This is a genomic window from Betaproteobacteria bacterium, assembly GCA_016791345.1.
Taxonomy (GTDB): Bacteria; Pseudomonadota; Gammaproteobacteria; order Burkholderiales; family JAEUMW01; genus JAEUMW01.
Genome location: JAEUMW010000256.1, coordinates 1 through 25,433 on the forward strand (window position 1 = coordinate 1; position 25,433 = coordinate 25,433).

Annotated in this window: 23 protein-coding genes; 17 read left to right on the plus strand and 6 right to left on the minus strand. The window is 64.6% G+C overall.

The genetic code is table 11. The features are described from left to right. The first annotated feature begins 64 nt into the window (after positions 1–64). The gene (locus JNK68_10000; protein MBL8540690.1) at positions 65–457 is read left to right on the plus strand and encodes a hypothetical protein; all 393 of its coding nucleotides are present in this window, start codon (positions 65–67) and stop codon (positions 455–457) included. 125 nt (positions 458–582) lie between these two features. On the opposite strand, the gene JNK68_10005 is transcribed toward JNK68_10000, so the two are convergent. From JNK68_10005 to JNK68_10020, 4 genes are all read right to left on the minus strand, one after another. Next, on the minus strand, positions 583–3,372 hold the full coding sequence (locus JNK68_10005; GenBank protein MBL8540691.1) for an EAL domain-containing protein: 2,790 nt from the start codon (positions 3,370–3,372) through the stop codon (positions 583–585). A gap of 398 nt (positions 3,373–3,770) precedes the next feature. Next, positions 3,771–4,286: a putative molybdenum carrier protein gene (locus JNK68_10010; GenBank protein MBL8540692.1), complete on the minus strand. Its 516-nt coding sequence runs from the start codon at positions 4,284–4,286 to the stop codon at positions 3,771–3,773. A 20-nt stretch (positions 4,287–4,306) separates the two neighbouring features. Then, the gene (locus JNK68_10015) at positions 4,307–4,675 is read right to left on the minus strand and encodes a hypothetical protein (GenBank protein ID MBL8540693.1); all 369 of its coding nucleotides are present in this window, start codon (positions 4,673–4,675) and stop codon (positions 4,307–4,309) included. A 27-nt stretch (positions 4,676–4,702) separates the two neighbouring features. Next, positions 4,703–5,272 (minus strand): hypothetical protein, encoded by a 570-nt coding sequence (locus JNK68_10020; GenBank protein ID MBL8540694.1) that lies wholly within the window; start codon positions 5,270–5,272, stop codon positions 4,703–4,705. A 703-nt stretch (positions 5,273–5,975) separates the two neighbouring features. On the opposite strand from JNK68_10020, the gene JNK68_10025 reads away from it, so the two are divergent. Both JNK68_10025 and JNK68_10030 read left to right on the plus strand, forming a co-directional pair. Next, positions 5,976–6,302, plus strand: a complete 327-nt coding sequence (locus JNK68_10025; GenBank protein MBL8540695.1) for a DUF485 domain-containing protein — start codon at positions 5,976–5,978, stop codon at positions 6,300–6,302. Between the two features lie 106 nt (positions 6,303–6,408). Beyond that, positions 6,409–8,373 (plus strand): cation acetate symporter, encoded by a 1,965-nt coding sequence (locus tag JNK68_10030; GenBank protein MBL8540696.1) that lies wholly within the window; start codon positions 6,409–6,411, stop codon positions 8,371–8,373. 722 nt (positions 8,374–9,095) lie between these two features. Here the strand turns inward: JNK68_10030 and JNK68_10035 are convergent. Together JNK68_10035 and JNK68_10040 are read right to left on the minus strand one after the other, a co-directional pair. Then, positions 9,096–10,772 carry a cation acetate symporter gene (locus JNK68_10035; protein ID MBL8540697.1) on the minus strand — a complete coding sequence of 559 codons (1,677 nt, stop codon included), beginning with the start codon at positions 10,770–10,772 and terminating at the stop codon, positions 9,096–9,098. Continuing rightward, positions 10,769–11,080 carry a DUF485 domain-containing protein gene (locus tag JNK68_10040; protein ID MBL8540698.1) on the minus strand — a complete coding sequence of 104 codons (312 nt, stop codon included), beginning with the start codon at positions 11,078–11,080 and terminating at the stop codon, positions 10,769–10,771. Before JNK68_10040 ends, JNK68_10035 begins: the two co-directional genes overlap by 4 nt. 194 nt (positions 11,081–11,274) lie before the next feature. On the opposite strand from JNK68_10040, the gene JNK68_10045 reads away from it, so the two are divergent. From JNK68_10045 to JNK68_10110, 14 genes are all read left to right on the plus strand, one after another. Beyond that, a complete protein-coding gene (locus JNK68_10045) occupies positions 11,275–13,467 on the plus strand; it encodes a DNA polymerase III subunit epsilon (protein ID MBL8540699.1) in 2,193 nt (730 codons plus the stop codon). A 3-nt stretch (positions 13,468–13,470) separates the two neighbouring features. Beyond that, positions 13,471–14,958, plus strand: coding sequence for a CBS domain-containing protein (locus JNK68_10050; GenBank protein MBL8540700.1), 1,488 nt, complete (start codon positions 13,471–13,473; stop codon positions 14,956–14,958). Positions 14,959–15,264: 306 nt separating this feature from the next. Beyond that, the gene (locus JNK68_10055) at positions 15,265–16,527 is read left to right on the plus strand and encodes an IscS subfamily cysteine desulfurase (protein MBL8540701.1); all 1,263 of its coding nucleotides are present in this window, start codon (positions 15,265–15,267) and stop codon (positions 16,525–16,527) included. A gap of 33 nt (positions 16,528–16,560) precedes the next feature. Next, a complete protein-coding gene (iscU, locus tag JNK68_10060; GenBank protein MBL8540702.1) occupies positions 16,561–16,980 on the plus strand; it encodes a Fe-S cluster assembly scaffold IscU in 420 nt (139 codons plus the stop codon). A 35-nt stretch (positions 16,981–17,015) separates the two neighbouring features. Continuing rightward, on the plus strand, positions 17,016–17,369 hold the full coding sequence (erpA, locus tag JNK68_10065) for an iron-sulfur cluster insertion protein ErpA (protein ID MBL8540703.1): 354 nt from the start codon (positions 17,016–17,018) through the stop codon (positions 17,367–17,369). 31 nt (positions 17,370–17,400) lie between these two features. Beyond that, positions 17,401–17,724: an iron-sulfur cluster assembly protein IscA gene (gene iscA, locus JNK68_10070; GenBank protein MBL8540704.1), complete on the plus strand. Its 324-nt coding sequence runs from the start codon at positions 17,401–17,403 to the stop codon at positions 17,722–17,724. After that, the gene (gene hscB, locus JNK68_10075) at positions 17,717–18,295 is read left to right on the plus strand and encodes a Fe-S protein assembly co-chaperone HscB (GenBank protein ID MBL8540705.1); all 579 of its coding nucleotides are present in this window, start codon (positions 17,717–17,719) and stop codon (positions 18,293–18,295) included. The genes iscA and hscB overlap by 8 nt, the downstream gene beginning before the upstream one ends. Positions 18,296–18,302: 7 nt before the next feature. Continuing rightward, positions 18,303–20,168, plus strand: coding sequence for a Fe-S protein assembly chaperone HscA (gene hscA / locus JNK68_10080; protein ID MBL8540706.1), 1,866 nt, complete (start codon positions 18,303–18,305; stop codon positions 20,166–20,168). Positions 20,169–20,201: 33 nt separating this feature from the next. Next, a complete protein-coding gene (gene fdx / locus JNK68_10085) occupies positions 20,202–20,534 on the plus strand; it encodes an ISC system 2Fe-2S type ferredoxin (protein ID MBL8540707.1) in 333 nt (110 codons plus the stop codon). 192 nt (positions 20,535–20,726) lie between these two features. Next, complete coding sequence (gene nifV, locus JNK68_10090; protein MBL8540708.1) at positions 20,727–21,899, plus strand: homocitrate synthase; 1,173 nt, start codon at positions 20,727–20,729, stop codon at positions 21,897–21,899. A gap of 43 nt (positions 21,900–21,942) precedes the next feature. Then, positions 21,943–22,275: a nitrogenase-stabilizing/protective protein NifW gene (locus tag JNK68_10095; protein MBL8540709.1), complete on the plus strand. Its 333-nt coding sequence runs from the start codon at positions 21,943–21,945 to the stop codon at positions 22,273–22,275. Between the two features lie 9 nt (positions 22,276–22,284). Next, positions 22,285–23,133 (plus strand): electron transfer flavoprotein subunit beta/FixA family protein, encoded by an 849-nt coding sequence (locus tag JNK68_10100; GenBank protein ID MBL8540710.1) that lies wholly within the window; start codon positions 22,285–22,287, stop codon positions 23,131–23,133. A 29-nt stretch (positions 23,134–23,162) separates the two neighbouring features. Further along, positions 23,163–24,266, plus strand: coding sequence for an electron transfer flavoprotein subunit alpha/FixB family protein (locus JNK68_10105; GenBank protein ID MBL8540711.1), 1,104 nt, complete (start codon positions 23,163–23,165; stop codon positions 24,264–24,266). Positions 24,267–24,275: 9 nt separating this feature from the next. Beyond that, positions 24,276–25,433 (plus strand): FAD-dependent monooxygenase (locus JNK68_10110; protein ID MBL8540712.1); only part of this gene is annotated, 1,158 nt, incomplete at its 3' end.

Sequence of the window (25,433 nt, forward strand, 5' to 3'; positions counted from 1 at the left end):
GACCAGCAAGAACACGCTTCCCAATCCTGCGTTTTATCTGCGACGCAACGGGACGATGGACGCCATGCTGAGTTCCAATACGACGCTCAACGGCTCGGACAGCGGAAGACGTACCACGAAGGTTTTCAACAGGTCTGTCCAGAAGAGGGTGTGGCACTACGTCGTTGTCCAGTTCAAGCTCGAGTGGGACGTGTCGAAGAAGCCTTACTTCAGGGTTTGGCACGCCGTCGGCAACGGTTCACCGGTGCAGGTCGCCAATACGTCGATCGCAAACCTCTACCGTGAAAGCGCGAGCTACACCCCGTCCAAGTTCGGTATTTATCAATGGAACGTGAGCAACTGGGGCTCGTCGACCACACGCACCCTATACACCAAGGGTTTGCACATCTTCCGGGATCAGTCCGGCTCTCCCGCGCTGGGGGTGGGCCCGATGCTCGAGTATCTGCGCGCGATCTGATCGGTGACACCGCGCCGCTTCCGCCGGCAACGGTGGAAGTGGTGCAATCACCTATCGGTAGCGGTTGGGTCTCGGGGGGCAGGGCGCGGTGCAATGCACTGCGACAATCGGAGCCACCAACACCGCTACTGAATGACGAACGGCTGCGGCTGCCCGGCGGCATAGCCTTGGCCATAGTCGACGCCAATCTCCCGCAATGCCTGCAGGATCGCCTCGTCCTGCACCCATTCGGCAATGGTCTGCAATCCCATGATGTGACCGATGCGATGCACGGCCTCCACCATTGCGCGATCTATCTCGTCGGTGGCCAGATTGCGGATGAAGCCGCCGTCGATCTTGAGAAAGTCGACCGGCAGCGTCTTGAGGTAACTGAACGAGGAGACGCCGGTGCCGAAGTCGTCGAGCGCAAACCGGCAGCCACGTGCTTTCAGGATGTCGATGAAGTGCAGGACGTGAGCGAGTTCGGAGACCGCAGAGGTTTCCGTGATCTCGAAGCATAGCGTATGGGGTGAGACGCCCGTACGTTCGATCTGCTCGATCACGAAGTCGAGAAAGTCCGCGGCTCCCAGCGACTGCGCGGAGACGTTGATCGAGTACATGATGTGACCTGGCTGCGGCGGCGCGGTGGACAGGGCGTCGAGCGTCTTTCTGACGACCCATCGGTCTATCGCGAGCATGAGCCCGTAGCGCTCTGCCGCCGGCAGGAAGGCGCCAGGGGGAACGATCTGCCCTTCCTCGTCCAGCATGCGCAGCAGGATTTCGCCGTGATGGCCGGCGGGCGCGCATGGTGCAATCGGCACGATCGGCTGGTAGTACAGACGGAAGCGGTCGTCTGCGAGCGCCTGCTGGATGCGCGGCATCCAGCGCATCTCGCCGTGGCGCTGTGCCAGCATGCTGTCGTCGGCCTGATAGACGTGCACGCGGTTGCGCCCTTTTTCCTTCGCTGCGTAACAAGAGCTGTCGGCGGCGCTCAATACTCCGGAGGGCGTTTCGCCTGCCTGGATCAGAGGAACGAGTCCTATGCTGACACCGATCTGGAAACTCTTGTCCTGCCAGACGAAGCGAAAGCCGTGCACCAGTTCACGCAGGTTGTCCGCGATGCGCTTGGCTTCGGTTACCGCACAGTGCTCGAGCAGTACCCCGAACTCGTCGCCACCGAGCCGCGCCAGAGTGTCGCGCGCGCGCAGCTTCGTCCGCAGCAGTGCGGAGATCTGGCGCAACAGATCATCACCAGCGGCGTGGCCGCAGGTATCGTTCACCACCTTGAACTGATCGAGATCGAGATACAGCAGCGCGTGCGGGGCGTAAGGACTGGCCGAGGCGAGCAGATGCGTCAGCCGGCGCTCGAATTCACGGCGGTTGACGAGTTCCGTCAGAGTGTCGTGGGTGGCCTGATGCGATAGCTGCTGTGCGAGTCTGCGCTGCGCGGTCACGTCGCGGAAGACGAGCACCGCACCAATGGTGGTGTTGTGTCGATCGAGAATGGGCGCAACCGACGTGTCGATGCTGATCTCGCGGCCATCGCGGCAGATCAGCACGATGTGGTCGAGCGGACCTGCGCGCTCTCCCGCCCACAAGCCGTCGCCGATGGGATCGGCAACCGGCTTGCGCGTTTCTTCGTGCACGATGCGCAACACTTCGCGAACCGGTCGCCCCTTCGCTTCGTCTTGCGGCCACCCGGTCAGCTCCACTGCGACCTTGTTGAGATAGGTGATGGTTTCTTCGGCATCGGTGGTGATCACTGCATCACCGATGCTGGCGAGCGTTACCCGGAAGAGTTCCTTTTCCGCCTGCAGCACCTCGTTGGCGCGGGCGAGCTGGGCCGTTCGCTCGCCGACCTTTTGCTCCAGTTCCTCGTTGACTTGCCGAAGTGCCCGCTCTGCCCGCTTGCGTGCGCTGATGTCGCGACAGAGGGCAATGATTCGGCGCTGGCCCTGCATGTTGACGACTGTCGCGTTGACCTCGATCGGAGTGATCCGCCCGGTCAGATCGACGTAGTCGACTTCGAGGTTGCGCACAAATCCGCGCGCGAGGCATTGATCGATCTCGGTGGCCTTGCGCGTGACGTCGTACGGTGCCATCCACTCGGTAACCTTATGACCCTGGATGTCCGCCAGGACAGCGCGTCCCGTCAGGTAGACGTACTCGCGATTGGCATCGAGGATTCGCCCTTCTGCGTCCATGATGTGATAGCCGGTGCCGGTAGTGTCGACGAGCGTGCGATAGATCTCGTTACCTGCCTGCAGAGCCGCCTCGGTTCGCTCGTGCTCGGCGATTTCCGCCTCGAGGCCGGCGAGTGCGGCCTGCTGACGGTCTCGTGCCGCGGCCAGTTCGTTGAGCAGCACCACGTTATCAAAACGCAGCTGAAGCGATTCCCGCAGAGACAGATAGAAGCGGCGCGAGATCGCGCTCATCATGATGGCGAACAGCACCAGCATCCCGCTCATCACGACATACACCTGGGCGAGGTGGAGCGTCATGCGCACCGCAAGCGGCAGGATCGCAGGCAGCAGGAAGGCAAAATAGGCGCCGCGGAAGGAAGACAAGGTGCTCATCGCGCCGGCGGAAAGCCCCGCGATCATGAAGGCGAGAAACACCTCGTGAAGCAGGCTGGGCTCGCGAAACGGGAAGACACCCGCCACGCCCCACAGTACACCCGAAAGCCCGACCGCGAACACGAAGGCATGGCCCCACGCTGGCGCCTCATCGGGAGGTGGATCGATCTGGAAATAGCGCTGCATGAGCCAGACTCGGCCGAGTGTAAGCAGTGCGAGGAGACAGAGCCACCCGAGCAGCATCGCGTGCGACACCTGCTGCCACAACACGAGGGTGACCGCGCAACCGCTGACGGCCGAGGCAACGAGTACCGTGGGGAGTTGCCGATAGAGCAGTCGGATCTGCTCCGTCTTGACCAATGCGTCGTGCGAACTTGTGGCAGGCGGTGGCCCGGTTCGCCGCGGGTGCGAGATACTGCAGAGACCTACCCAGCGGTCAACAAAGGCCAGTCCCGTGCGCAACGGAGGGGAACGCAAGTCCGCCATCATGCATCCGCTGATGAGCTGAAACAGCTGGTTCTCGGCGGTGGTCGCGGCAGGGCGCATTCCCGTGCGCCCGACGACGCGTGCGCTTTGCCCTGGCAGGAGCACACGCGCGTTCGCGAGAACAGACATCCCGCTTCGCCGCAGCCGTGCCAGGCAGCGTTCGCAAACCACTCTTCGTGATAATGCCCGAGATTGCGCTGAGGAAAAACGTGGGTAACGATTCACCCACGAGCGACAGACCCATCGCACGCGCGGTGAATGTGGCCGCAAGGCTAGCGATTTCGGGTGCGTGTTTGGGTTGTGACTGGGAACACGGCATCGAGCACCTGCCATGTGAACGCGTACACGTCCCCGTCTTTCGAGGCGCGCGGACCTGCAACGTTGAGTACACGCACGCCATGCTGAACGAGAAATGCGCGCACTTGCGACGCGTCGAACGATTCGGGCGTCACATGCACACAGGGCTTACCCAATTCGTCGGCGAACATTCGGGTGAGCCGTGAACCGCCGGTGAGGTCAGGGGCGATCGACACGATCAGCGTCGCATCGCTGTCGCGCACATTCCACTGCGTGCGCTGCGCGTAGTCTTCGGCGGTTGTCTCTCGCAATCGGTAGCGATCGGCGAGGGAACCGTCCTCGGCCAACCGTCCTCGCGGACACCAGCCGCCGTGCGCAATGCGACGTGCTATCGCCCAATCGAGCGCCGCGCGGTCGGCTCCGGTCTGGCCGCCCGAGACGAACGTGATCGACGCGAACCGCCGATCGATCTCATCCGCTTCCGTCGACATCGATCTGCCGTCGGGCCATCCTAGAAGCAGTTTCCGGCGGAAAGTCCGGTGCGGCAACTCCACTGGAAGACCGCGTTCCCCTGCTTGGCGGAGCGCTGGAATGTCGCGGTGGGCTCAGCGAGGATGGCATCGGGCAGCGGCATCGTGATCGGAACCTTCTTCGAGTTGGTGAAGAAGCGCAGGAAGCAGGTGGCGCCGGACTCGCAGAGCGAGGTGATGATCGAGTCGTAGAACGCCCGTTCCGTTGCGCGCATCTCCCCGACGACGACGAACTGCAAGAGTCCGAGCCGTCCCGCCACCTGCCAGTCCTGACCGCGAGCCAGTGGTTCGGCAGCGGGTCCGAAGGTCGAGACCGCAACACCGAGCACGAGCAGGATCGCCGCCTTCATCGCTTCTCCGACAGGGATCGTGCCAATCTAGCCAGGTGCGGCGTGCCCATAATGCCGCGGCGACCGGGCTGCGGAGAGGGCGCCGCGATGCGCGGAGGTGTGCGCACTGTCGGCGCCATCGAACCCAGGGACTGCCCCAGGGGTCGGGAGCCGGCTGCGCGCGCCCAAGTGGATGACTTCCATGCTGCCGTCGGCGTGCTCGACAACCGCCATGCAACTGTCGACCCAGTCGCCACAGTTGATGTATCGCACGCCATCGATGTCGCGGACGGTGGCGGCGTGGATGTGGCCGCAGATCACCCCCTCGAGATTGCGGTCCCTGGCGTTGCGCACCACGGACTGCTCGAAGTTGTCGATGAAGCTTACTGCATTCTTGACCTTGCGTTTGGCGTAGCCCGAAAGCGACCAGTGGCCGGGGACGCCGAGCGAGCGCCGGAGCCACGACAGGGTGACGTTCAGCCGTACCACCAACGCGTGCGGACGATCGCCGAGCACGGCGAGCCAGCGGTGACAGCGCGTGATGGTGTCGAATTCGTCGCCGTGCGGCAGCAGGTAGCGCTGGCCGTCGGGATGGCGACGCGGAAGAACCTGCGGCACCGCGTCCATCCTACGCAACGACCTCGCGTCGCTGAGATCGCCCGCAGCCGGTCCCGCCCCTGCGGGCTCGCCGTCGTCGTTGGCTACACCACCATGATCGCCCGCAGAACAAGATAAAGGGGGACATAGCGCTTTTGGGCTTCACGAAATCCCCTGTTGACCACGGCTGACGGCGGAGAGACAATGACCGCGCAAAATCCAGCCTTCAACGGCCAAGACAAAGCGGCTGCGCACCGGTGCCATACCGTCCACCGTGCCTGAGTCCACATCTCGATGGACAACGCGTAGCGCAACAACAAGGGGGGACATAATGACATAAATATTATGACTTGGTGTGACAGCCGCAACGACTGCCGCAGCTGTCAACGGTGCGTCGCTAGCGCGAAGCGCGCCGAACAAGAATACCCTCCGGCGCGTGCGATGCGCGTGCACACGACTCAGCAGGTTCGGTGTGCTCCAGATCGCAGCGACCAATGGGAGACAGGCAGTCTGATCGAGGGGAGGCTTCTGGAGTTTGGCCCACGTGTCATCACACGAAAAGGACCTTGCTCCTTCGCACTCCAAAGAGCAATACAGCACCGCAGCTTGAGAGACGGCACCGTATCCGGACGTCACGCCGCTGCGAGTGGAGAGGCGCCGCCGTGCAACGATGGCTTCGCTGCCGCGTGTACGTGGGCGCGTCGATTCCCGGGGAGGAACCGGCATGGCAGAGACAAAAACGGCGGACTACGCCGCAGTCGCAAGAGACCCCAAGTTCGTCGAGCTTTCGCGCAGGAAGAAGCGCTTTCTGATCGGCTGGTGGGTGTTCTCGACGCTGTTCTACTTCGGGCTCCCCATCTGGGCGGGCAACACGACTTCGCAGTCGGACATCGGCAACATGAAGGTGATCGGGGTGCTGCCGTTGCTCTTTCTGTACGCCCTTGCGCAGTACGTCGTATGCATCGTTATCGCGCTCTACTACGCGCGGTGGGCGAACAATAATTCGGACCGACTCAACGACGAATTGTTGCGCGAGCTGAAGACCAGGTAGCCCTCGCGCGCCAGAAGCATGGGCTCTGTGTAGCTCTCGACGCAGACGCCCTCTGCGCGAGCGTTCGTGATCTGCAATTGACCAGAAACCAGAAGGGGGGATGGCAATGGGTAGCATCCTGCGATTTGTAGCAATCTGCCTAGGACTGTTGGCGCTGGCGGCGGTTTCGCTGCCCGCCGTGGCCGCTGGCGACAACCCGGGGACGATCGTCCTTGCACAGGCAGCCGGACAAACGGCCGCACCTGCAGCAGCGCCGGCACCCAGCCCGGCACCGGCAGCGGCTGCCGCTCCGGCCCCGGGAGGCGCTAAAGCGAACAAGCCGCTGACGATGGGGATGTTCGTCGTCATCATCGTGTTTACGCTGGGCATCGTTTACTGGGCCGCGAGTCGGACCAAGACCACTGCCGACTTCTATGCCGCGCGCTCTTCGATCACCGGCTTCCAGAACGGATGGGCGATTGCCGGCGACTACATGTCGGCAGCGACCTTTCTCGGCATGGCGGGCCTGATCTCGTTGAACGGGTTCGACGGTTTCCTCTACCCGACAGGCTGGATGGTGGCCTTCGTGACCGTGCTACTCATCGTTGCGGAGCCGTGCCGCAATGCGGGCAAGTACACTGTCGGCGACGTGCTATCCGTGCGCACCGCGCCGAAGCCCGTCCGAGCCACGGCCGCGATCGTCACGTTGTTCATTTCGACCTTCTACCTGACGGCGCAACTCGTCGGTGCGGGCAAGCTGATGGAGCTTCTGATCGGCATCCCGTACTCGGCGTCGATCCTGGGTGTGGGCATTCTGATCACGATCTACGTCGTTTTTGGCGGCATGATCGCAACCACCTGGGTGCAGATCATCAAGGCGGGGCTTCTCGTCGGCGGCGGGGTGCTCCTCTCGGTGCTCGTGCTGGCCAAGGTGGGCATGAACCCGTTCCAGCTTCTGGATAACGTTGTCAACAGCACGGCCATTCAAAGCTGGGTGCAAGCGAAGCTCGGCCACGCGACACCACAGCCAGGCTTCGACTACGGGCAGCGCTACCTCGAACCTGGGCTGTTCCTCAAGGACGTCTGGGACCAAGTCTCGCTAGGCATGGCCGTCTGTCTCGGCACCGCCGGCATGCCGCATATCCTGATGCGCTTCTTCACGGTTCCCGATGCGAAGACGGCGCGCAAGTCGGTTCTCGTCGCGATGTTCATCATCGCCACGTTCTTCCTGCTGACGATTTTCATGGGCTACGGCGCCGCGACGCTGCTGACGCCCCAGGGGATCGCCGCCGTCGACAAGACGGGCAACATGGCGAATCCGCTGCTCGCTCGCTTCCTTGGCGCCCAGTTCGATCCGCTGTTCGGCGACTTCCTGCAGGCGTTCATCTGCGCGGTGGCCTTCGCGACCATCCTCGCGGTCGTTTCGGGCCTCGTGCTCGCCTGCTCGGCCGCCATCTCGCACGATGTCTACACCAACGTCATCAAGAATGGCCGTGCTGAGCAAAGCCAGCAGATGCGGGCAGCGCGGATTACGTCGCTGGTGGTGGGCATCATCGGCATTATCATCGCCTTCGCGGCGGAGAAGCAGAACGTCGCCCACCTTGTGGCCTTGGCGTTCGCAACCTCCGCATCTGGCATCCTGCCTGCGGTGGTATTGAGCTTGTACTGGAAGAAGATGAGCACTGCCGGCGTGATTGCGGCACTGCTGATCGGCACGTTCAGCGGCATAGGCCTCGTGCTGGTCTCACCCAACATGACCTATCCTCAGCTGATCGCCGCCGCCGATCAGAAGGTGATCAATAAGCTGGAGGCGAAGGTGACTGCTGGAACGACCTTGAGCGCGAAGGAGGAAACCGACCTCAAGAATGCCAAGGCGTCCTACGAGGCCAATAAGGACGGCACGTCGATGGTCGGACTGGCGAAGCCGCTGTTCCCGCTCAAGGTCCCGGCGATCGTTTCCATCCCGCTCGGGTTCCTGGCGGCGTTTCTGTTCTCGTTGCTCTTCCCGAACCGACGCGAGCAAGACGCGTTCGAGGCGGCCTACGTCCGTCAGACGATCGGCATCGGGGTCGCCGCGGCCGTGTCGCACTAACGCCAGCAGTTGCGGAGCGAAAGGGGGAGGTTCTCCCCCTTTCGCTCTTGGTTTGGGCGCTTCCTTTGGGGAGACTCTCGCTCGAAAGCATCCAAGCCGAGGAGCCAACCAGCCTGTCAATCCAATGGCAATGTTCCCTTTAGGCAAAGCGGACGTTACGCCTTTGGGCTGACAGCGCTGGACTTCCCTATTCGGAACGCCCCACTGTTGCGTGAAACAGGCGTCCAGGCTCCACGTGAGGCTGGTTGGATTGTTCACCTCCTGGTAGACCGTGTGTGTGGCGCTCGGTCGAGCGCCGGAGTCGTGCTCGACTGCACGACGGTGTTCTGCGCTGCGGTCCAGTGCACCCCGCGGCTCATCACCCAGAAGTCGATGATGTCGCCGACCAGGAAGAGGTGCTCGGACTCGTATTCGCGGAGACACTCGAGTAGGGGTTCGGCTTGACACGCGGCGCATGCCGAGGCGGATCTCCGAGAGGTAGATCGACCGTACCTTTGGCGTCGCGATCAGGGCTCCGCAGGCGTCGGTTGCTGGTCGACTCTCTCTGCGAGCGATCAAGCCGGTTTCAAAGCAAGACCCCATGCGAACGGTGCGCGGCGGCACGCAACGGACACAAGGGTAGGTAAGACGCCGGCGGATGGCCGTCCTGGCGGGAAAAGGACAAGCAGCGGGCCCGCGACGCGACGAGGCGCCGCCTGGGCCGCGAGGCCCGGTTTCTCCGGCTAGTGCGACACCGCTCCGGCTGCCCCGAAGCCGGTTTGCGCACGGACGTACTGATCCTCAAACGCGGCTTTTTCCTTCGCAGCCTGCGCGCTGTGGTCGAGCTTGGAAACCAGCCAGCAGACGAAGAACGCCAGCGGCATCGAGAAGATTGCGGGCTGCTCGTACGGGAAGAGCGGTTGCGGGTTGCCGAGCACCGTCACCCAGACGGCCTTCGAGAACACCACGATCGCAACGGCAGAGACGAGGCCGACCAAGCCACCCCACACGGCGCCCCGCGTGGTAAGACCCTTCCAGTACATGGAAAGGAACAGCACCGGAAAGTTGCACGAGGCGGCGATGCCGAACGCGAGGCCGACCATGAATGCGATGTTGAGTTCCTCGAACAGGATCCCGAGCAGCACAGCGACCACGCCGAGTCCCAGCGAGGAGATCTTGGAGGCGCGCACTTCCGCGCCCTCCGAAAGCTTGCCGAGCTTGATGGCATTGGCGTAAATGTCGTGCGAGAGCGCCGAAGCCCCGGCGAGCGCCAAACCCGACACCACGGCGAGGATGGTGGCGAAGGCGACGGCCGCGAGGAAACCCAGCAGCAGATTCCCGCCCACGGCGTGCGCAAGATGCAGCGCCGACATGTTGGTGCCGCCGATCAACTTGCCCGCGATGTCGCCGCCCTCGAAGTAGACCGGGTTCTGGCCGACGATCACGATCGCCGAAAGGCCCATCAGGCTCACCACGCAGAAGAAGAAACCGACGCAAAAAGTCGCCACGAACACGCTCTTGCGCGCCTGCTTGGCGTCCGGCACCGTGAAAAACCGCATCAGGATGTGCGGCAGCCCGGCCGTGCCGAACATGAGGCCGAGTCCCAACCCGACCGCAGTGACCGGGTCAGCGAGCATGTTGCCGGGGGACATGATCTTGAGGCCGTCCTTGTGCACCGACACGGCTTTCTCCGCGAGCGTCTCGAAGTTGAATCCGAACTGCGACATGGCCAGCACGATGACGATGGTGCCGCCGCCCAGCAACAGGCAGGCCTTGATGAGCTGCACCCAAGTCGTGGCGATCATGCCGCCGAAGGTGACGTAGATCACCATCATCACGCCAACCACCACCACCGCCAGCCAGTACGGCAATCCAAAGAGCAGTTTGATCAGTTGCCCCGCGCCAACCATCTGCGCGATCAGGTAGAACACGACCACGGCAAGCGAACCGATCGCGGCCATGGTGCGCACCTTCCGTTGATCGAGCCGGTACGAGGTGATGTCGGCAAACGTGAACCTGCCGAGGTTGCGCAGTCGCTCTGCCATTAGGAACATGATGATCGGCCAGCACGCGAAGAAGGCAATGCAGTAGATGAAGCCATCGAAGCCCTTCGCGTAGACGAGGCCGGTGATCCCCAGCAGGGTGGCTGCGGACATGTAGTCCCCGGCGATGGCAAGCCCGTTCTGGGTGCCGGTGATGCCGCCGCCTGCCGCGTAGTAATCGCTCGCCGTCTTCGTGCGCTTTGCAGCCCAGTAGGTGATGCCGAGCGTTGCCGCGACGAAGATCAGGAACATCACGATGGCATGGACGTTGAGCGGCTGCTGCTGCTGGGTTTCCGCCACTGCCGGCGCAGCCAGAGCGCACGTTGTCCACATACCCGAAGCGAGGACGGAAACCCGGGACCGGAGGCTCTGCCTCATTTCATGGCCTCCTTGACGATGTCCGCATTGATGCCATCGAAATCCCGGTTCGCACGGTGGATGTAATACCCGGTCAACAACCAGAAGAACCAGATGATGCCGGCTCCAATCGGCACAGCAATGGTGGTCGCCGCCCCCGTCCAGAGGGGCTTTGCAAGCAGCGCAGGTGCAAAAGCCACGACGAGGATGAAGCCGTAGAAAACTGCCAGCACGACGATTGACAAACCCACCGTGAACCGCGTGCGCTTCGCGACGAGTTCCTCGAACTTCGGATTGCTTCTTATGCGTTCGTAGACATCCGTCGACATCGTGTCCCCCGCCCTAGGTTGATGGACGTCTCCCGCAAAGAGCGCAGCGTCGCAGGACTGGACCTTCGCGGCCCAGAATGGTACAAGCATGGCACGCGGACGGCGGCTTTCGTCAGGTTAATTATTGCCGCCGTCGCCTGTATCGTCGGAACGGGATTATCTTCCAACCCGACGTTCCGCGCCACTCGGGTGCCATGAAACCCAACCATAAAGCAGTGTTCGCCTTGCTCGGTTTCCTGGTTCTCTTTCTGGGCGTGACCGCGGCTGCCGGGTGGACCTTCTACTATGATCTCGAGCCCGAGAGCAAGCGCCGCCTGGTGGAAATAGCCGCACCGCGAGCGCAGCTGGTGATCGGACTCGCGGTATTGGCGTCAGGCGTGCTCGCCGCAGTCTTCATCGTCGCCTACAAGTCATATGTGCGCGGCGCACTCGAGATGGCGGAAGCGATGCACATCATGCTCGAGGCCAATCCCGCGCGTCGCATCGACGTCGAAGGGCCAGCGGAATTGCGGCTGATCGCCCAGTCTGCCAACGCGCTCGCGGAGCACAGCCAAGCGCTCGCGCGTGACCTGGAAACCAAGGTGCAACAGGCGAAGTCGTCGGTGGAAGAGGAAAAGCATCGCCTCGCCGCGCTCATGTCGGAACTGTCACAGGGCGTGCTCGTATGCAATATCGATGGACGCATCCTGCTCTACAACGAGAGCGCGCGCCAGGCGCTCGGCGCTGGCGGACCGGCATCGTCCTCGCTCATCGGTCTTGGCCGCTCTATCTTCACCGTCGTCGATCGTAGCCTGCTTGCTCACGCGCTGGAAACGGTGGAGTCGCGGCTCGAGCGCCGCGAGCCCTATCTCAACGCGCAGTTCGTCACCACCACGCGGGCGGGTCAACTGATCCGGGTGCAGATGGCGCCGGTGCTGGCGACCAGCGGAGCAGCCAGGGACGCCGAACCGGGTGCCAGCGCCCAGGCGCACCGCGAGCAGACGACCATCACGGGTTTCGTGATGATGCTGGAGAACATCACGCGCAGCGTCGAGCGCGATACGAAGCGCGACCTCCTGTTGCAGGCGTTCACCGAGGCAAGTCGGGCCTCGCTCGCGAGCATCCGCGCCGCGGTGGAAACGCTGACGGAATACCCGGACTGCGCGCCACACGAGCGCGACCGCTTCATCCGGGTGATCCGGGAGGAGGTCGGGCACCTGGGCGGCAAGCTGGAGCAGACTACGGCAGACTACGCATCGGCACTGAAGACGCGTTGGCCGCTCGAGGAGATACTCGGGACCGATGTAATCGACGCCCTGCGACGGCAGATCGAGAACCGGCTCGGGATCGCGACCAAGGTCGAGAACCTCGACGACGCGCTCTGGATAAAGGCCGACAGTTACACCCTGATGCAGGCGCTGACCTATCTCGCCGGCCGGCTCAAGGAGGAATTCAAGATCCGCGAGCTGCGCTTCAACTTGTCCGCCCACGCGGGCTTCGCCGAGCTTGACCTGATGTGGTCCGGCCCGACGATCTCGCAGCAGACCGTGTACGAATGGGAGATGGATGCGATGCATGCCGGCGGCGAGTACAGCCCGCTCACCCTGCGCGACGTGACCGAGCGGCACGACGCCGAGACGGTGTTCATCCTCGACAAGGTCAAGCAGCAGGCCGTGTTTCGCCTGCTCCTCCCGCTCGCGAAGCCGGTGCAGCCGACCCCCGGGCTGCCGCGCCGTTACGACGAGAGCCGGCCCGTGTTCTTCGACTTCGACCTCTTTCATCAGGGCAGCCAGTCGCCCGAGCTCGACAGCGTTCCGCTCACGATGCTGAGCTATACCGTGATCGACACCGAGACGACCGGGCTCGATCCGTCCGGTGGTGACGAGATCGTCGCGCTCGGCGCGGTGCGCATCGTGAACGGCCGCCTGCTGCGGCACGAGACCTACGAGCAGCTCGTCGACCCGAAGCGGCTCGTCGGCATGACGGCGGAGACGATTCACGGTATCTCGCAGGAGATGCTGCGCGGCCAGCCCCCCATCGAGGAAGTGTTGCCGCAGCTCCATCAGTTCTGCGTCGACACCGTTCTGGTAGGGCACAACATGGCGTTCGACATGCGCTTCCTGCAGATGAAGGAGGCAGCCAGCGGCGTGCGCTTCACGCAGCCCGTGCTCGACACGCTGCTGCTGTCCGAGGTGTTGCATCCCAACCAGCCGTCGCACGCGCTTGAAGCGATCGCGGAGCGGCTCGGGGTCACCATCGTCGCGCGGCATACGGCGCTGGGCGATGCGCTCGTCACCGGAGAGGTGTTCCTGCGCATGATTCCTATACTGGAAGCGCGTGGCATTCGCACGCTGGGCGCGGCGCGCGAGGCGTCGCAGAACACCTTGCGCGCGCGCGTGGAGTACTGAGACATGCATGCCAGTCGTGCAGAAGTCGGGACTGACGCACCGGTGACGGCGCAGCCGGGCGAGGCCGATCCACATTCGATGTACAGCCCGCTGTCGGGTGTGATCGTTCGCCCACCGGTCACGTGCGCGCCGGATCTGAGCGTGCGCACGGTGCTCGGTCGCATCAACGAGAACAAGGTCGGCTCCATGGTGATCGCCGATCCGGAAACCGCGCGGCCGATCGGCATCTTCACGCTGCGTGATCTGTTGCAGCGGGTCGCGCTCCCCGAGTGTGATCTCGATCGCCGCATCGACGAGGTCATGACGCGCGAGCTGGTGACGTTGCCGCCGGAGGCATCGGCGTACCAGGCGGCGCTCGCCATGGCGCGCAGCGGACTGCGTCACCTGCTCGTGGTGGACGGCGACCGGCTCATCGGCGTGGTCTCGCAGAACGACCTCTTCAATCTGCAGCGCGTCGGCGTGCGGGAAATCAGCGGGAACATCCGACAGGCGACCGACATCGAAGCGCTGGCACGATCGGCGCGGGACATCCGTCAGCTCGCAGAGCGCATGCTGCGTCAGGGCACCGGAGCGGAGACACTGACGCAGCTCATTTCGACGCTGAATGATCTGCTCACGATGCGCGTCATCGAGCTCGTGGCGTCCCGTTTCGATCTGCCGGCCGTCCCGATGTGCTGGATCGCGCTGGGCTCCGAGGGGCGCTTCGAGCAGACCCTGAGCACGGATCAGGACAACGGGATCATCTTCAAGCCGGCAGTGGAGGCAGATACGGAAGCTGTCCGCGGCCAACTGCTGCCGTTCGCCCAGGCGGTCAACCAAGCGCTCGATGCGTGCGGTTTTCCGCTCTGCCGTGGCGACGTGATGGCGGGCAATCCGCTGTGGTGCCTGAGCCTCGCGGAGTGGAAGTCGAAGTTCATCGACTGGATCGTGAGCCCGACACCCGACGCGCTGCTCAACACCACCATTTTCTTCGACTTCCGGCCAATCTATGGCGACGAGTCGCTCGCCGACGGGCTGCGCGAGTGGCTGATGCGGGTGGCGCCGACGAACGCCATGTTTCTCGTGCATTCGGCTGGCAACGCGCTCACCTGCCGCCCGCCTTTGGGCAAGATCCGCGATTTCGTACTGGACAACGACAAAGAATTTCCGCACACGATCAATCTCAAGATGTACGGGTCGCGTCCCTTCGTCGACGCGGCGCGCGTGTTCTCGCTCATCTATGGGGTGCACCATACGAACACCGCCGAGCGACTGCGGCAGGTCGGTGAGCACATCGGTCTCGTTGGCGACAATCTGGCTGCGGTGCTGAACGGCTTCTACTTCATCCACATGCTGCGGCTGCGACGCCAGATCGATCCTACCACCCCGCCAGGGGGCGCGAACCGGGTTGATCCTTACTTGCTGAACGAGATGGACCGCCGGATGCTGAAGGAGGCGTTCAAGCAGGCGCGCCGGCTCCAGATGAACCTCGCCCTGCGCTACAACCTCTAGCGCCGCGCTGCCCCGAAGCCGCGCGCAGCGAAACGCTGCCGGAGGATTCCGGGCACGTCCAGGCCGCAATCGCCTGCATCGTCCGACGTGACCATCCTGTCGGCGACTCCAGGATCGACCTCCGCATGTTTGTCGTGTGCGGTTCTCTACAAAACCCGACAAAGCCCTCGCCAGCTTCTTTCGTGTCGCCGTAAACACATGTCCAATCAGTGTGTTACGCAGTGGCATGGCGATTGCAAAAACGAAGCGCGAACCGGTCCGTCGCGCGACTTCTTCGCTCGCACGGACTGGCACGAGGACCCGTCAATGGAAAGGCTGCCCATCTATCTCGACTACGCCGCGACCACACCGGTCGATCCGCGAGTCGCGGAGAAAATGATTCCCTATCTCACCGAGCACTTCGGCAACCCGGCAAGCCGATCGCATGGCTACGGCTGGCAGGCCGAAGCGGCGGTGGACGAAGCGCGCGAGCAGGTCGCCGCGCTGGTCGGCGCGGACGCCAAGGAAATCGTATGGACGTCCGGGGCGACGGAGTCGAACAATCTCGCGATCAAGGGGGCCGCACGCTTCTATTCGAGCAAGGGCAAGCATCTCGTTACGACAACCACCGAGCACAAATCGGTGCTCGACACGATGCGCGAACTGGAGCGCGAGGGCTTCGAGGTTACCTATCTCGATCCGCAGGCGGACGGACTGCTCGACGTGGATGCCTTCCGCGCAGCGCTGCGTCCCGATACGGTGCTTGCCTCCGTCATGCTCGTGAACAACGAGATCGGCGTGATCCAGGACGTCACCGCTCTTGGCGGTGTCTGTCGCGAGCGCAAGGTGATCTTTCACGTGGACGCGGCCCAGGCGACGGGCAAGGTCGAGATCGATCTCGGTGAGCTTCCCGTCGATCTTCTGTCTCTGTCCGCCCACAAGACCTATGGACCGAAGGGCATCGGTGCCCTGTACGTGCGGCGCAAACCGCGCATCCGCGTGCAGGCGCAGATGCACGGCGGCGGCCACGAGGGCGGCATGCGTTCCGGAACGCTGCCGACGCACCAGATCGTCGGCATGGGCGAAGCGTACCGCATCGCGCGCGAGGAGATGGCAAGCGAGGGCGAGCGCATCCGCGTGTTGCGCGATCGTCTGCTGGCGGGTGTGCTGGGAATCGAGGAGACCTACGTCAACGGCGACCTTACGAGGCGCGTGCCGCACAACCTCAACGCGAGCTTCAACTACGTCGAGGGCGAGTCACTGATGATGGCGCTGAAGAGCATTGCCGTCTCGAGCGGCTCAGCCTGTACTTCGGCGAGCCTGGAGCCGTCCTACGTGCTCAAGGCACTGGGACGCAGCGACGAACTCGCCCACAGCTCGATCCGCTTTTCCATCGGTCGTTTCACCAGCGAAGCGGATGTCGACTACACCTTGGCTCTGCTCCAGGAGAAGGTCGCGAAGCTGCGCGAGCTCTCGCCGCTGTGGGAGATGTATCAGGCCGGCATCGATCTCGACAGCGTGCAATGGGCCGGACATCACGGACTCGAAGGCGAGGGTCTGGCGCGCGATCGCATCCTCGTCGGTGGCTGACCCGCCGCCGGATTCTGACTTCAGGAGATTGCCATGGCCTACAGCGACAAGGTGCTCGACCACTACGAGAACCCGCGCAATGTCGGATCACTCGACCAGACCGACGACGCGGTCGGCACCGGCATCGTCGGTGCGCCCGCGTGCGGCGACGTGATGAAGCTGCAGATCAAGGTCAACGAGGCGGGCGTCATCGAGGACGCCCGGTTCAAGACCTACGGCTGCGGTTCCGCCATCGCGTCGAGCTCGCTCGTCACCGAATGGGTGAAAGGCAAGACCGTGACCCAGGCGCTCGCGATCCGCAACGCCGACATCGCCGAAGAACTGGCGCTGCCGCCGGTGAAGATCCACTGCTCGGTGCTGGCGGAGGACGCCATCAAGGCCGCGGTCGCCGATTACCACTCGAAGCGCGGCGTCGCGGAAGAAGGCTACCCGGCCTGTGCGCCCGAGGCTTGAGCGCATGCCCGACCAACTTCGCGGAAGACGACATCATGAGTGAAGCATTGACAATCGCAGACCCGATCGTTCACCTGACCGACAGCGCGGTCGCGAAGGTTGCCGACCTGATCGCCGCCGAAGGCAATCCTGCTCTCAAGCTGCGCATCTACGTGTCCGGTGGCGGCTGCTCGGGCTTCATGTACAACTTTGCCTTCGACGAGAAGGTCGAGGAGGACGACCAGATCGTGCGCAAGGACACCGTGACGCTGCTCATCGACTCCGTGAGCTTCCAGTACATGGCCGGCGCCGAGGTCGACTTCGAGGAGGGTCTGGAAGGCGCGCGCTTCCTCATCAAGAACCCGAACGCGGCCAGCACCTGCGGGTGCGGTTCGTCCTTCTCCGCCTGACCACGGAATCGACTTCGAGGAGCGCACACAGATGGCAGTCACCCTGAGCGAAGCCGCCGCCGAGCGGGTCAAGAAGTTCCTCGCGAGCCGCGGCAAAGGGATCGGGTTGCGCGTGGGCGTCAAGACGTCCGGCTGCTCGGGGCTCGCCTACGCCCTGGAGTTCGTGGATGCGGCGAACGACGACGATCTCACCTTCGAGAGCCACGGTGTGTGCGTTCTCGTCGATCCGAAGAGCCTCGCGTTCCTGGATGGAACCGAGCTCGACTTCGCCCGGGAGGGGCTCAACGAGGGATTCAAGTTTCACAATCCCAACGTCAAGGCGCAGTGCGGCTGCGGGGAGAGCTTCAATGTCTGACATCTCGGCATCGCTGCGCCCCCGCGACACGGCCAACTACTTCGAGCTGTTCGGTGTTCCGCCGGAGTTTGCGATCGACGCCGGTCGCCTGGACCGCGCCTATCGCGAACTGCAGTTCCGCGTACACCCGGACCGCCACGCTGCGGCGGCGAAGAACGAGCAGCTCGCCGCGGCGCGGTGGGCGATGCTCGCAAACGAGGCCTATTGCACGCTGAAGGATACGGTCGCGCGCGCCTGTCACCTCCTCCAGCTGCACGGTGTCGATGCGCTCGATCCCGCCGGCGCGCCAATACCGGCGGCATTCCTCGTCGAGCAACTCGAGTGGCGCGAGCGCATTGGCGACGCGCGGGCGCTGCGCGATCGCGAGGCGCTGGAGCGACTGGACGACGAGCTGGCGGCGACCGCCAACGCGCTGGAGCGGGAACTTGCGAGACTCCTGGACCGGGCGCGGGACTATGCAAAGGCAGCCGAAGCAGTCGGCAAGTTGCGCTTTCTCGGGCGCCTGCGGGACGACGTGGAGCAGGCGCTCGAAGTGATCGTCGCCGAAACGGCGTCACCGGCGCGCCTCTAGCGGGCACATGGCCCTTCTCCAGATCAGCGAGCCCGGACTCGCGACCGCCCCGCACCAGCATCGTCTGGCCGTCGGTATCGACCTCGGCACGACGCATTCCCTGGTGGCGGCGGTGCGCAGCGGCACGGCGCAGGTGATCGACGACGAGGAAGGGCGCAGCCTCCTACCATCGGTGGTGCGCTATCAGCCGGACGATGCGCCGGAGGTCGGCTATGCTCCACGCGCGAGCCATGGCCGCGACCCCGCCAACACGATCGCGTCGGTGAAGCGACTGATGGGGCGGGGGCTCGCAGACATCGGTGCTGCCGGCGGGCTGCCCTACCGCTTCGTTAATGCGCCCGGCATGGTGCAGATCGAGACCTGTGCCGGGGTGAAGAGCCCGGTGGAGGTTTCGGCCGAGATCCTCAAGTCGCTGCGGGTGCGCGCCGAGAGCGCGCTTGGCGGCGACCTGGTCGGTGCAGTGATCACGGTTCCCGCGTACTTCGACGACGCCCAGCGCCAGGCGACCCGCGATGCAGCGCGCCTGGCCGGATTGAATGTGTTGAGGCTCCTGAACGAGCCCACCGCTGCGGCCGTCGCCTACGGCCTCGACCGCGGCGCCGAGGGTATCTTCGCGGTGTACGACCTGGGCGGCGGGACCTTCGATTTCTCCGTCCTGCGGCTCGCGCGCGGCGTGTTCGAAGTGCTCGCCACGAGCGGTGATGCAGCCCTCGGCGGCGACGACTTCGACCATGCGGTCGCCGCGTGGGCGCGGGAGGCGGCCGCACAACCGGCACTCGGTCCGGCAGAGGCGAGCACGCTGCTCATGTGCGCGCGCCAGTGCAAGGAAGCGCTTTCCACGGAATCCGAGGCGGTGCTGCGCTGCCCGCTCGCCGGTGGCGGCCATGTCGCCGTGTCCCTGCACGCGGAAACGTTCTCGGCGCTCACGCAGTCCCTGGTGGAAAAGACGCTCGTGCCGGTGCGGCGGGCGCTGCGCGATGCCGGGCTCGCCGTGCGAGATGTGGATGGCGTGGTGCTGGTCGGTGGTGCGACCCGCATGCCGCACGTGCGGCAAACGGTGGCGGAATTCTTCGGCCGCGCACCCCTTACCGATCTCGACCCGGACAAGGTGGTGGCGCTCGGTGCGGCGATTCAGGCCGATGCCCTGGCCGGCAACCGCGGCGGCGACGGCCTGCTCCTTCTCGATGTCACGCCGCTGTCGCTCGGCATCGAGACCATGGGCGGCCTCACGGAAAAGATCATTCCACGCAACTCGACGATACCGACGGCGCGCGCACAGGACTTCACGACCTTCAAGGACGGACAGACGGCGATCAGCATCCATGTGGTACAGGGCGAGCGCGAACTCGTGGCTGACTGCCGTTCACTCGCCCGCTTCGAGCTGCGCGGCATTCCGCCGATGGTGGCGGGTGCGGCGCGGGTGCGGGTGAGCTTCCAGGTCGACGCCGATGGTCTGGTGAGTGTCACGGCGCACGAGCAGCGCTCGGGTGTCGCCGCGTCGGTCACCGTGAAGCCGTCCTATGGGCTCGCCGACGAGGAGATCGCACGCATGCTGCAAGCATCGATCATCTGCGCCGGCGAAGACATGCAGGCACGCGCGCTGCGCGAGCAGCAGGTAGAAGGAAATCGCCTGCTCGAAGCGGTGAACGCAGCGCTCGCCGCCGACGCGAACCTGCTCTCTGCGAGCGAACGCAGCCTCATCGACGGCCACATCGTGCAGCTGCGACAGACGCTCGCCGGTCGCGACGCTGCCGCGATCTCCAAGGCAGTTGCAGCGCTCAACGAAGCAACCGGCGATTTTGCCGCGCGGCGGATGGACGCATCGATCGGCAAGGCGCTCGCCGGCCGCAACGTGGCTGCAATCGATGCCTGAGCGGACCGCTGCCAGCGTCCGCGACACGACACCGTGCCCCGACTGACCGTTCTTCCGCACAAGTCGCTCTGCCCCAAGGGCACAAGCTTCGACGTCGCCTCCGGCACGACGATCTGCGACGCCCTGCTTGCGCATGGCATCGAAATCGAACACGCGTGCGAAAAATCCTGCGCCTGTGCGACCTGCCACGTGATTGTGCGCGAGGGTTTCGACGACCTCCCGGCGGCAAGTGAACGCGAGGAGGACCAGCTGGGCGAGGCATGGGGGCTTACCCTCCAGTCGCGGCTGGCATGCCGCGCTACTGTCGCGGACGGCGACCTCGTCGTCGAGATTCCGAAGTACAGCCTCAATCTCGCGCGCGAGTAGCGCCATGCGTCGAGGGCTTGCCTCGACCATCCCGCTGTTTCCGTTTGTCGCGAATCCTACATCGACATGTCCGACACGCACTGTCTCGACACGTCCGAGCGGTCCATGCAACAGGTTGAACGATAACGGAAAAAAGACATCGCCCGCAATGGCATGCGTGTTGCAGAAACAGGGCTGACGAGGGCTTTCAGAATGCACATCCGCGATCGCCACATCAACATCAACGACACCACGCTGCGCGACGGCGAGCAGACCGCCGGAGTTGCATTCACTCGACATGAGAAGCTCGAGATCGCAACGGCCCTGGCGCGCGCGGGCGTGCCGGAACTGGAGATCGGCATCCCGGCGATGGGTGCGCAGGAGCAGGAGGACATCGACGCGATCGCAGCGCTCGGCCTGCCGTCGAGATTGATGGTGTGGTCGCGCATGACCGAGCACGATCTCGCCGCGTCGCTTGCCTGCCCGATCGACATCGTCAATGTGTCGATCGCGGTGTCCGACCTGCAGATCGCGGCCAAGCTGCGGCGCGACCGCGCCTGGGTGCTCGCCGCGGTCGACCGCTTCGTGCGCACCGCGCACGACGCCGGCGTGGCGGTCGCGGTTGGCGGCGAGGACGCCTCGCGCGCCGACCCTGACTTCGTGCTGCGCGTGGCGGAAGTCGCGCAGGCCGCCGGTGCCCGTCGCTTTCGCTTTGCCGACACCCTCGGCGTGCTCGACCCCTTCACGACCTTCGCGCGCATCGTCCGCCTGAAACAGGCGTGCGATCTCGAGATCGAGATCCACGCGCACGACGATCTCGGCATGGCGACGGCGAACTCGGTCGCGGCGGTGCTGGCGGGTGCCACCCACGTCAATACCACGGTGAACGGTCTCGGTGAGCGCGCGGGCAATGCGCCGCTGGAGGAGGTGGTCACCGCGCTCAAGCACGCGTACGGGTTTCCCACGAGCGTGGACATGCGCTGCTTTCCCGTGATCTCGGCCCTGGTCGCGCGGGCTTCCGGACGCGCCGTGGCGCCGAACAAGAGCATCGTCGGCGACAACGTATTCACCCACGAGTCCGGCATTCACGTCGATGGCCTGCTCAAGCATCCCGGCAACTACCAGGCGTTCGACCCGGGCGACGTCGGCCGCGAACACCGCGTGGTGCTCGGCAAGCATTCCGGCTCGCGCGGTGTCATGCGCGCCTACGCGGAGCTCGGCATCGATCTCGACGAGCAGCAGGTGCAGAGCATCCTGTGCCACATCCGCGACTTCACCACCAGCCACAAACGGGCGCCGGAAACGCCCGATCTGCTGCGGTTTCACGCGGCCACGGGCGCGCGACACGCGCACGCCGAAGCGCGGAGGCGCGGTGTCACGCACTGACGGCAGCTCCCACCCCGCACCCGATTCTGCGAATGGAGGTTCAATGGACAGCATGCTCGGCAAGATGAACCACTTCTCGGCCGCCGAGGAGTTCCTCGACTACCTGGGCGTCGACTACGACCGCGCGGTCGTCGACGTGAACCGGCTGCACATCCTGAAGCGGTTCCAGCAGTACCTCGGAACACTGGAGCCGCCTGCGGCGTCGGACGACGACGCGCTCCTGGCGCACTACCGCGGGTTGCTCGCACGCGCATACGGCGACTTCGTGCAGTCGACCGCGGCTGCGGAGAAGGTCTTCAAGGTCTTTCAGGATGCCGCCGGAATCCAGCGGGTGAGCCTGGACAACTTGCGCGCCTCGCTGCCGCGCAGCGCCTGAGGAGGCACCATGCACATCGTCGTCTGCATCAAGCAGGTTCCGGACAGCGCGCAGATCCGCGTGCACCCCGTCACCAACACGATCATGCGGCAGGGCGTGCCCGCGATCGTGAACCCCTACGATCTCTTTGCGCTGGAGGAAGCGCTGCGCCTCAAGGACAAGTTCGGCGGCCGCGTGACCGTGCTCTGCATGGGACCGCCGCAGGCGGAAGAGGCGCTGCGCAAGTGCGTGTCGTTCGGCGTCGATGACGCGATCCTGGTGACGGACCGCGCGTTCGCCGGGGCGGACACGCTTGCCACTTCGTACGCGCTCGCCGCGGCCATCCGCACCATCGAGGCCGAGCAGGCGGTGGACATCGTCTTCACCGGCAAGCAGACGATCGACGGCGACACGGCACAGGTCGGACCCGGCATCGCGAAGCGGTTGAACGCGCAGTTGCTGACCTACGTGTCGAGCATCGTCGAACTCGATCTCATCGGCCGCTGGATCACCATCGAACGGCGGGCGGAAGGCGGCGTGCAGGTGCTGAAGACGCGCCTGCCCTGTCTCATCACCATGCTCGAGAACACCAACGAGCTGCGCTTCGCCACCATGCCGGACATGATCCGTGCCGCGCGCTTTGGCGTGCGCAAGTGGAACAAGGACGACGCCGGCATCGAGGACGTATCGCGGATCGGCCTCAAGGGCTCGCCCACCGTCGTGAGCAAGGTGTTCGGCCCGACACCGCGGGCCGAGAAGGCCGAGCTGGTGCCGACCGAGCGGGCCACGCCGCGCGACATGGCGCTCAACCTGGTGCAGATGCTGTTCACCAAGCACCCCCTGCTCGAAGCCGAACTGCTGGAGAAGGCGCGCCTGTAGGCGGGCCCGCGCAACCGGAGACCATACCCATGACTGAACAGGAAGCCTCGAAGAAGAAGCCCGCCGGTCGCGCCGGCCGCAACCTGGAGCTGCCCGAGCACCTGAAATCGTACAAGGGTGTCTGGGTATTCATCGAGCATGACCGCGGCGCGGTTCACCAGATCTCCTGGGAACTGCTGGGCGAAGGCCGCAAGCTCGCCGACAGTCTCGGCGTCGCGCTCTCCGGCGTGCTGCTCGGCGGCCCGAATGAGGACCTCGACGACTTCGCGGCGGAGGCCTTCCGGTACGGCGCCGACAGCTGCTACGTGATGCGCGACCCGATTCTCAAGGGGTATCGCAACGAGCCGTTCACGAAGGGGCTGACCGACCTCGTGAACCAGCACCAGCCGGAGATCGTGCTCCTGGGCGCGACCACGATGGGGCGCGACCTTGCCGGGTCGGTGGCCACCACGCTCGGCACCGGACTGACCGCCGACTGCACCGAACTCAGGATCGACCCCGCCAGCCGGGCGCTGGCGGCGACCCGGCCGACCTTCGGCGGATCACTGCTTTGCACCATCATGACGCTCGCCTACCGGCCGCAGATGGCGACGGTGCGACCGCGCGTGATGCCGATGCCGGCGCGCAACGAGCACCGCAGCGGGACGATCATCGAGGGCACGCTGGGCATGATCGAAGCCGATATCGTGACCAAACTGCTCGACTTCATTCCCGACGCGAGCAGCAACAAGGTCAACCTCGCCTACGCGGACGTCATCGTGTCCGGCGGCAAGGGGCTGAAGAAGCCGGAGAACTTCCAGCTCGTGTGGGACCTGGCGCAGGTGCTCGGCGCGGAAGTCGGCGCCACGCGGCCGGTGGTGCAGGCGGGCTGGGTCGATGCGGAGCGGCAGGTCGGGCAGACCGGCAAGACCGTGCGCCCGAAGCTGTACATCGCGGCCGGCATCTCCGGGGCCATCCAGCACCGGGTCGGCATGGAGGGAGCCGACTGCATCGTGGCCATCAACACTGATCCGAACGCGCCGATTTTCGACTTCGCGCACTACGGCATCGTCGGTAACGCGTTGCAGGTGCTGCCCGCCCTGACCGACGCCTTCCGCAACCATTTCGCGATGAAACGCCAGAAGGCGGCGTAGGAGCAAACCATGAGCGAGAGATTCGACGCGATCGTCGTCGGCGCCGGCCCCGCCGGCAATGCGGCCGCCTACACCCTGGCGAAGGCGGGCCTGAGCGTGGTGCAGATCGAGCGCGGCGAGTATCCCGGCTCGAAGAACGTGCAGGGTGCCATCCTGTACGCGGACGCGCTAGAGAAGATCATTCCCGACTTCCGCGAGGAAGCCCCGCTGGAGCGGCACATCATCGAGCAGCGCGTGTGGGTGCTCGACGACGAGTCGTTCGTCGGCACCCATTTCCGCTCGGACGACTACAACAAGCCGCCGTACAACCGCTACACGATCATCCGCGCCCAGTTCGACAAGTGGTTCTCGTCCAAGGTGCGCGAGGCCGGTGCGCTGCTGATTTGCGAGACCACCGTCGATTCGCTGCTGCAGGACGACGGTCACGTCGTCGGCGTGCGCTGCGATCGCCTGGGCGGTGACGTGTTCGCGGATGTCGTCGTGCTAGCCGACGGGGTCAACTCGCTGCTGGCGAGGAAGGCGGGCTTCCACCCGGAGATCTCGCCGTCGAACGTCGCGCTGGCGGTGAAGGAACTCCTGTTCCTGCCGCAGGAGACGCTGGAGAGCCGCTTCAACATCAAGGAAGACGAGGGCGTGGTGATCGAGATGATGGGCAAGATCACCGACGGCATGATGGGCACCGGGTTCCTCTACACGAACAAGGATTCGATCGCGGTAGGCGTGGGGTGCATGCTCTCCGATCTCAAGAGCAGCGCCCAGCGCAGCACCCCGTATGCGCTGCTGGAGCGCATGAAGAAGCACCCCGCCATCGCGCCGCTGCTCGAAGGCGGCGAGATGAAGGAGTATTCGGCGCACCTGATTCCGGAGGGCGGCTACTTCGCGGTGCCAAAGGTGTACGGCGCCGGTTGGGTGATGGTGGGCGATGCCGGAGGCTTCGTGAACGCGGTGCACCGCGAGGGCTCGAACCTCGCCATGACCACGGGACGGCTCGCCGCCGAGACCATCATCGAGGCAAGAGCGGCCGGGAAGCCGATGAGCGAGGCCGTGCTCAAGACCTACAAGAACCGGGTCGACGCGAGCTTCGTCATGAAGGATCTGCACAAGTACCGCAACGTGCCGCGGGTGTTCCATTCGAACAACCAGTTCTTCACGACCTATCCGGAGCTC

What these genes read in the sequence shown, in the direction of transcription:
- hscA (MBL8540706.1), top strand. Translation starts at nt 18,303, where the DNA reads ATGGCCCTTCTCCAGATCAGCGAGCCCGGACTCGCGACCGCCCCGCAC.
- iscA (MBL8540704.1), top strand. Translation starts at nt 17,401, where the DNA reads ATGGCAGTCACCCTGAGCGAAGCCGCCGCCGAGCGGGTCAAGAAGTTC.
- JNK68_10045 (MBL8540699.1), top strand. Translation starts at nt 11,275, where the DNA reads ATGAAACCCAACCATAAAGCAGTGTTCGCCTTGCTCGGTTTCCTGGTT.
- JNK68_10105 (MBL8540711.1), top strand. Translation starts at nt 23,163, where the DNA reads ATGACTGAACAGGAAGCCTCGAAGAAGAAGCCCGCCGGTCGCGCCGGC.
- JNK68_10055 (MBL8540701.1), top strand. Translation starts at nt 15,265, where the DNA reads ATGGAAAGGCTGCCCATCTATCTCGACTACGCCGCGACCACACCGGTC.
- JNK68_10000 (MBL8540690.1), top strand. Translation starts at nt 65, where the DNA reads ATGCTGAGTTCCAATACGACGCTCAACGGCTCGGACAGCGGAAGACGT.
- iscU (MBL8540702.1), top strand. Translation starts at nt 16,561, where the DNA reads ATGGCCTACAGCGACAAGGTGCTCGACCACTACGAGAACCCGCGCAAT.
- nifV (MBL8540708.1), top strand. Translation starts at nt 20,727, where the DNA reads ATGCACATCCGCGATCGCCACATCAACATCAACGACACCACGCTGCGC.
- JNK68_10030 (MBL8540696.1), top strand. Translation starts at nt 6,409, where the DNA reads ATGGGTAGCATCCTGCGATTTGTAGCAATCTGCCTAGGACTGTTGGCG.
- JNK68_10015 (MBL8540693.1), bottom strand. Translation starts at nt 4,675, where the DNA reads ATGAAGGCGGCGATCCTGCTCGTGCTCGGTGTTGCGGTCTCGACCTTC.
- JNK68_10010 (MBL8540692.1), bottom strand. Translation starts at nt 4,286, where the DNA reads ATGTCGACGGAAGCGGATGAGATCGATCGGCGGTTCGCGTCGATCACG.
- JNK68_10100 (MBL8540710.1), top strand. Translation starts at nt 22,285, where the DNA reads ATGCACATCGTCGTCTGCATCAAGCAGGTTCCGGACAGCGCGCAGATC.
- JNK68_10040 (MBL8540698.1), bottom strand. Translation starts at nt 11,080, where the DNA reads ATGTCGACGGATGTCTACGAACGCATAAGAAGCAATCCGAAGTTCGAG.
- JNK68_10050 (MBL8540700.1), top strand. Translation starts at nt 13,471, where the DNA reads ATGCATGCCAGTCGTGCAGAAGTCGGGACTGACGCACCGGTGACGGCG.
- hscB (MBL8540705.1), top strand. Translation starts at nt 17,717, where the DNA reads ATGTCTGACATCTCGGCATCGCTGCGCCCCCGCGACACGGCCAACTAC.
- JNK68_10025 (MBL8540695.1), top strand. Translation starts at nt 5,976, where the DNA reads ATGGCAGAGACAAAAACGGCGGACTACGCCGCAGTCGCAAGAGACCCC.
- JNK68_10095 (MBL8540709.1), top strand. Translation starts at nt 21,943, where the DNA reads ATGGACAGCATGCTCGGCAAGATGAACCACTTCTCGGCCGCCGAGGAG.
- erpA (MBL8540703.1), top strand. Translation starts at nt 17,016, where the DNA reads ATGAGTGAAGCATTGACAATCGCAGACCCGATCGTTCACCTGACCGAC.
- JNK68_10035 (MBL8540697.1), bottom strand. Translation starts at nt 10,772, where the DNA reads ATGAGGCAGAGCCTCCGGTCCCGGGTTTCCGTCCTCGCTTCGGGTATG.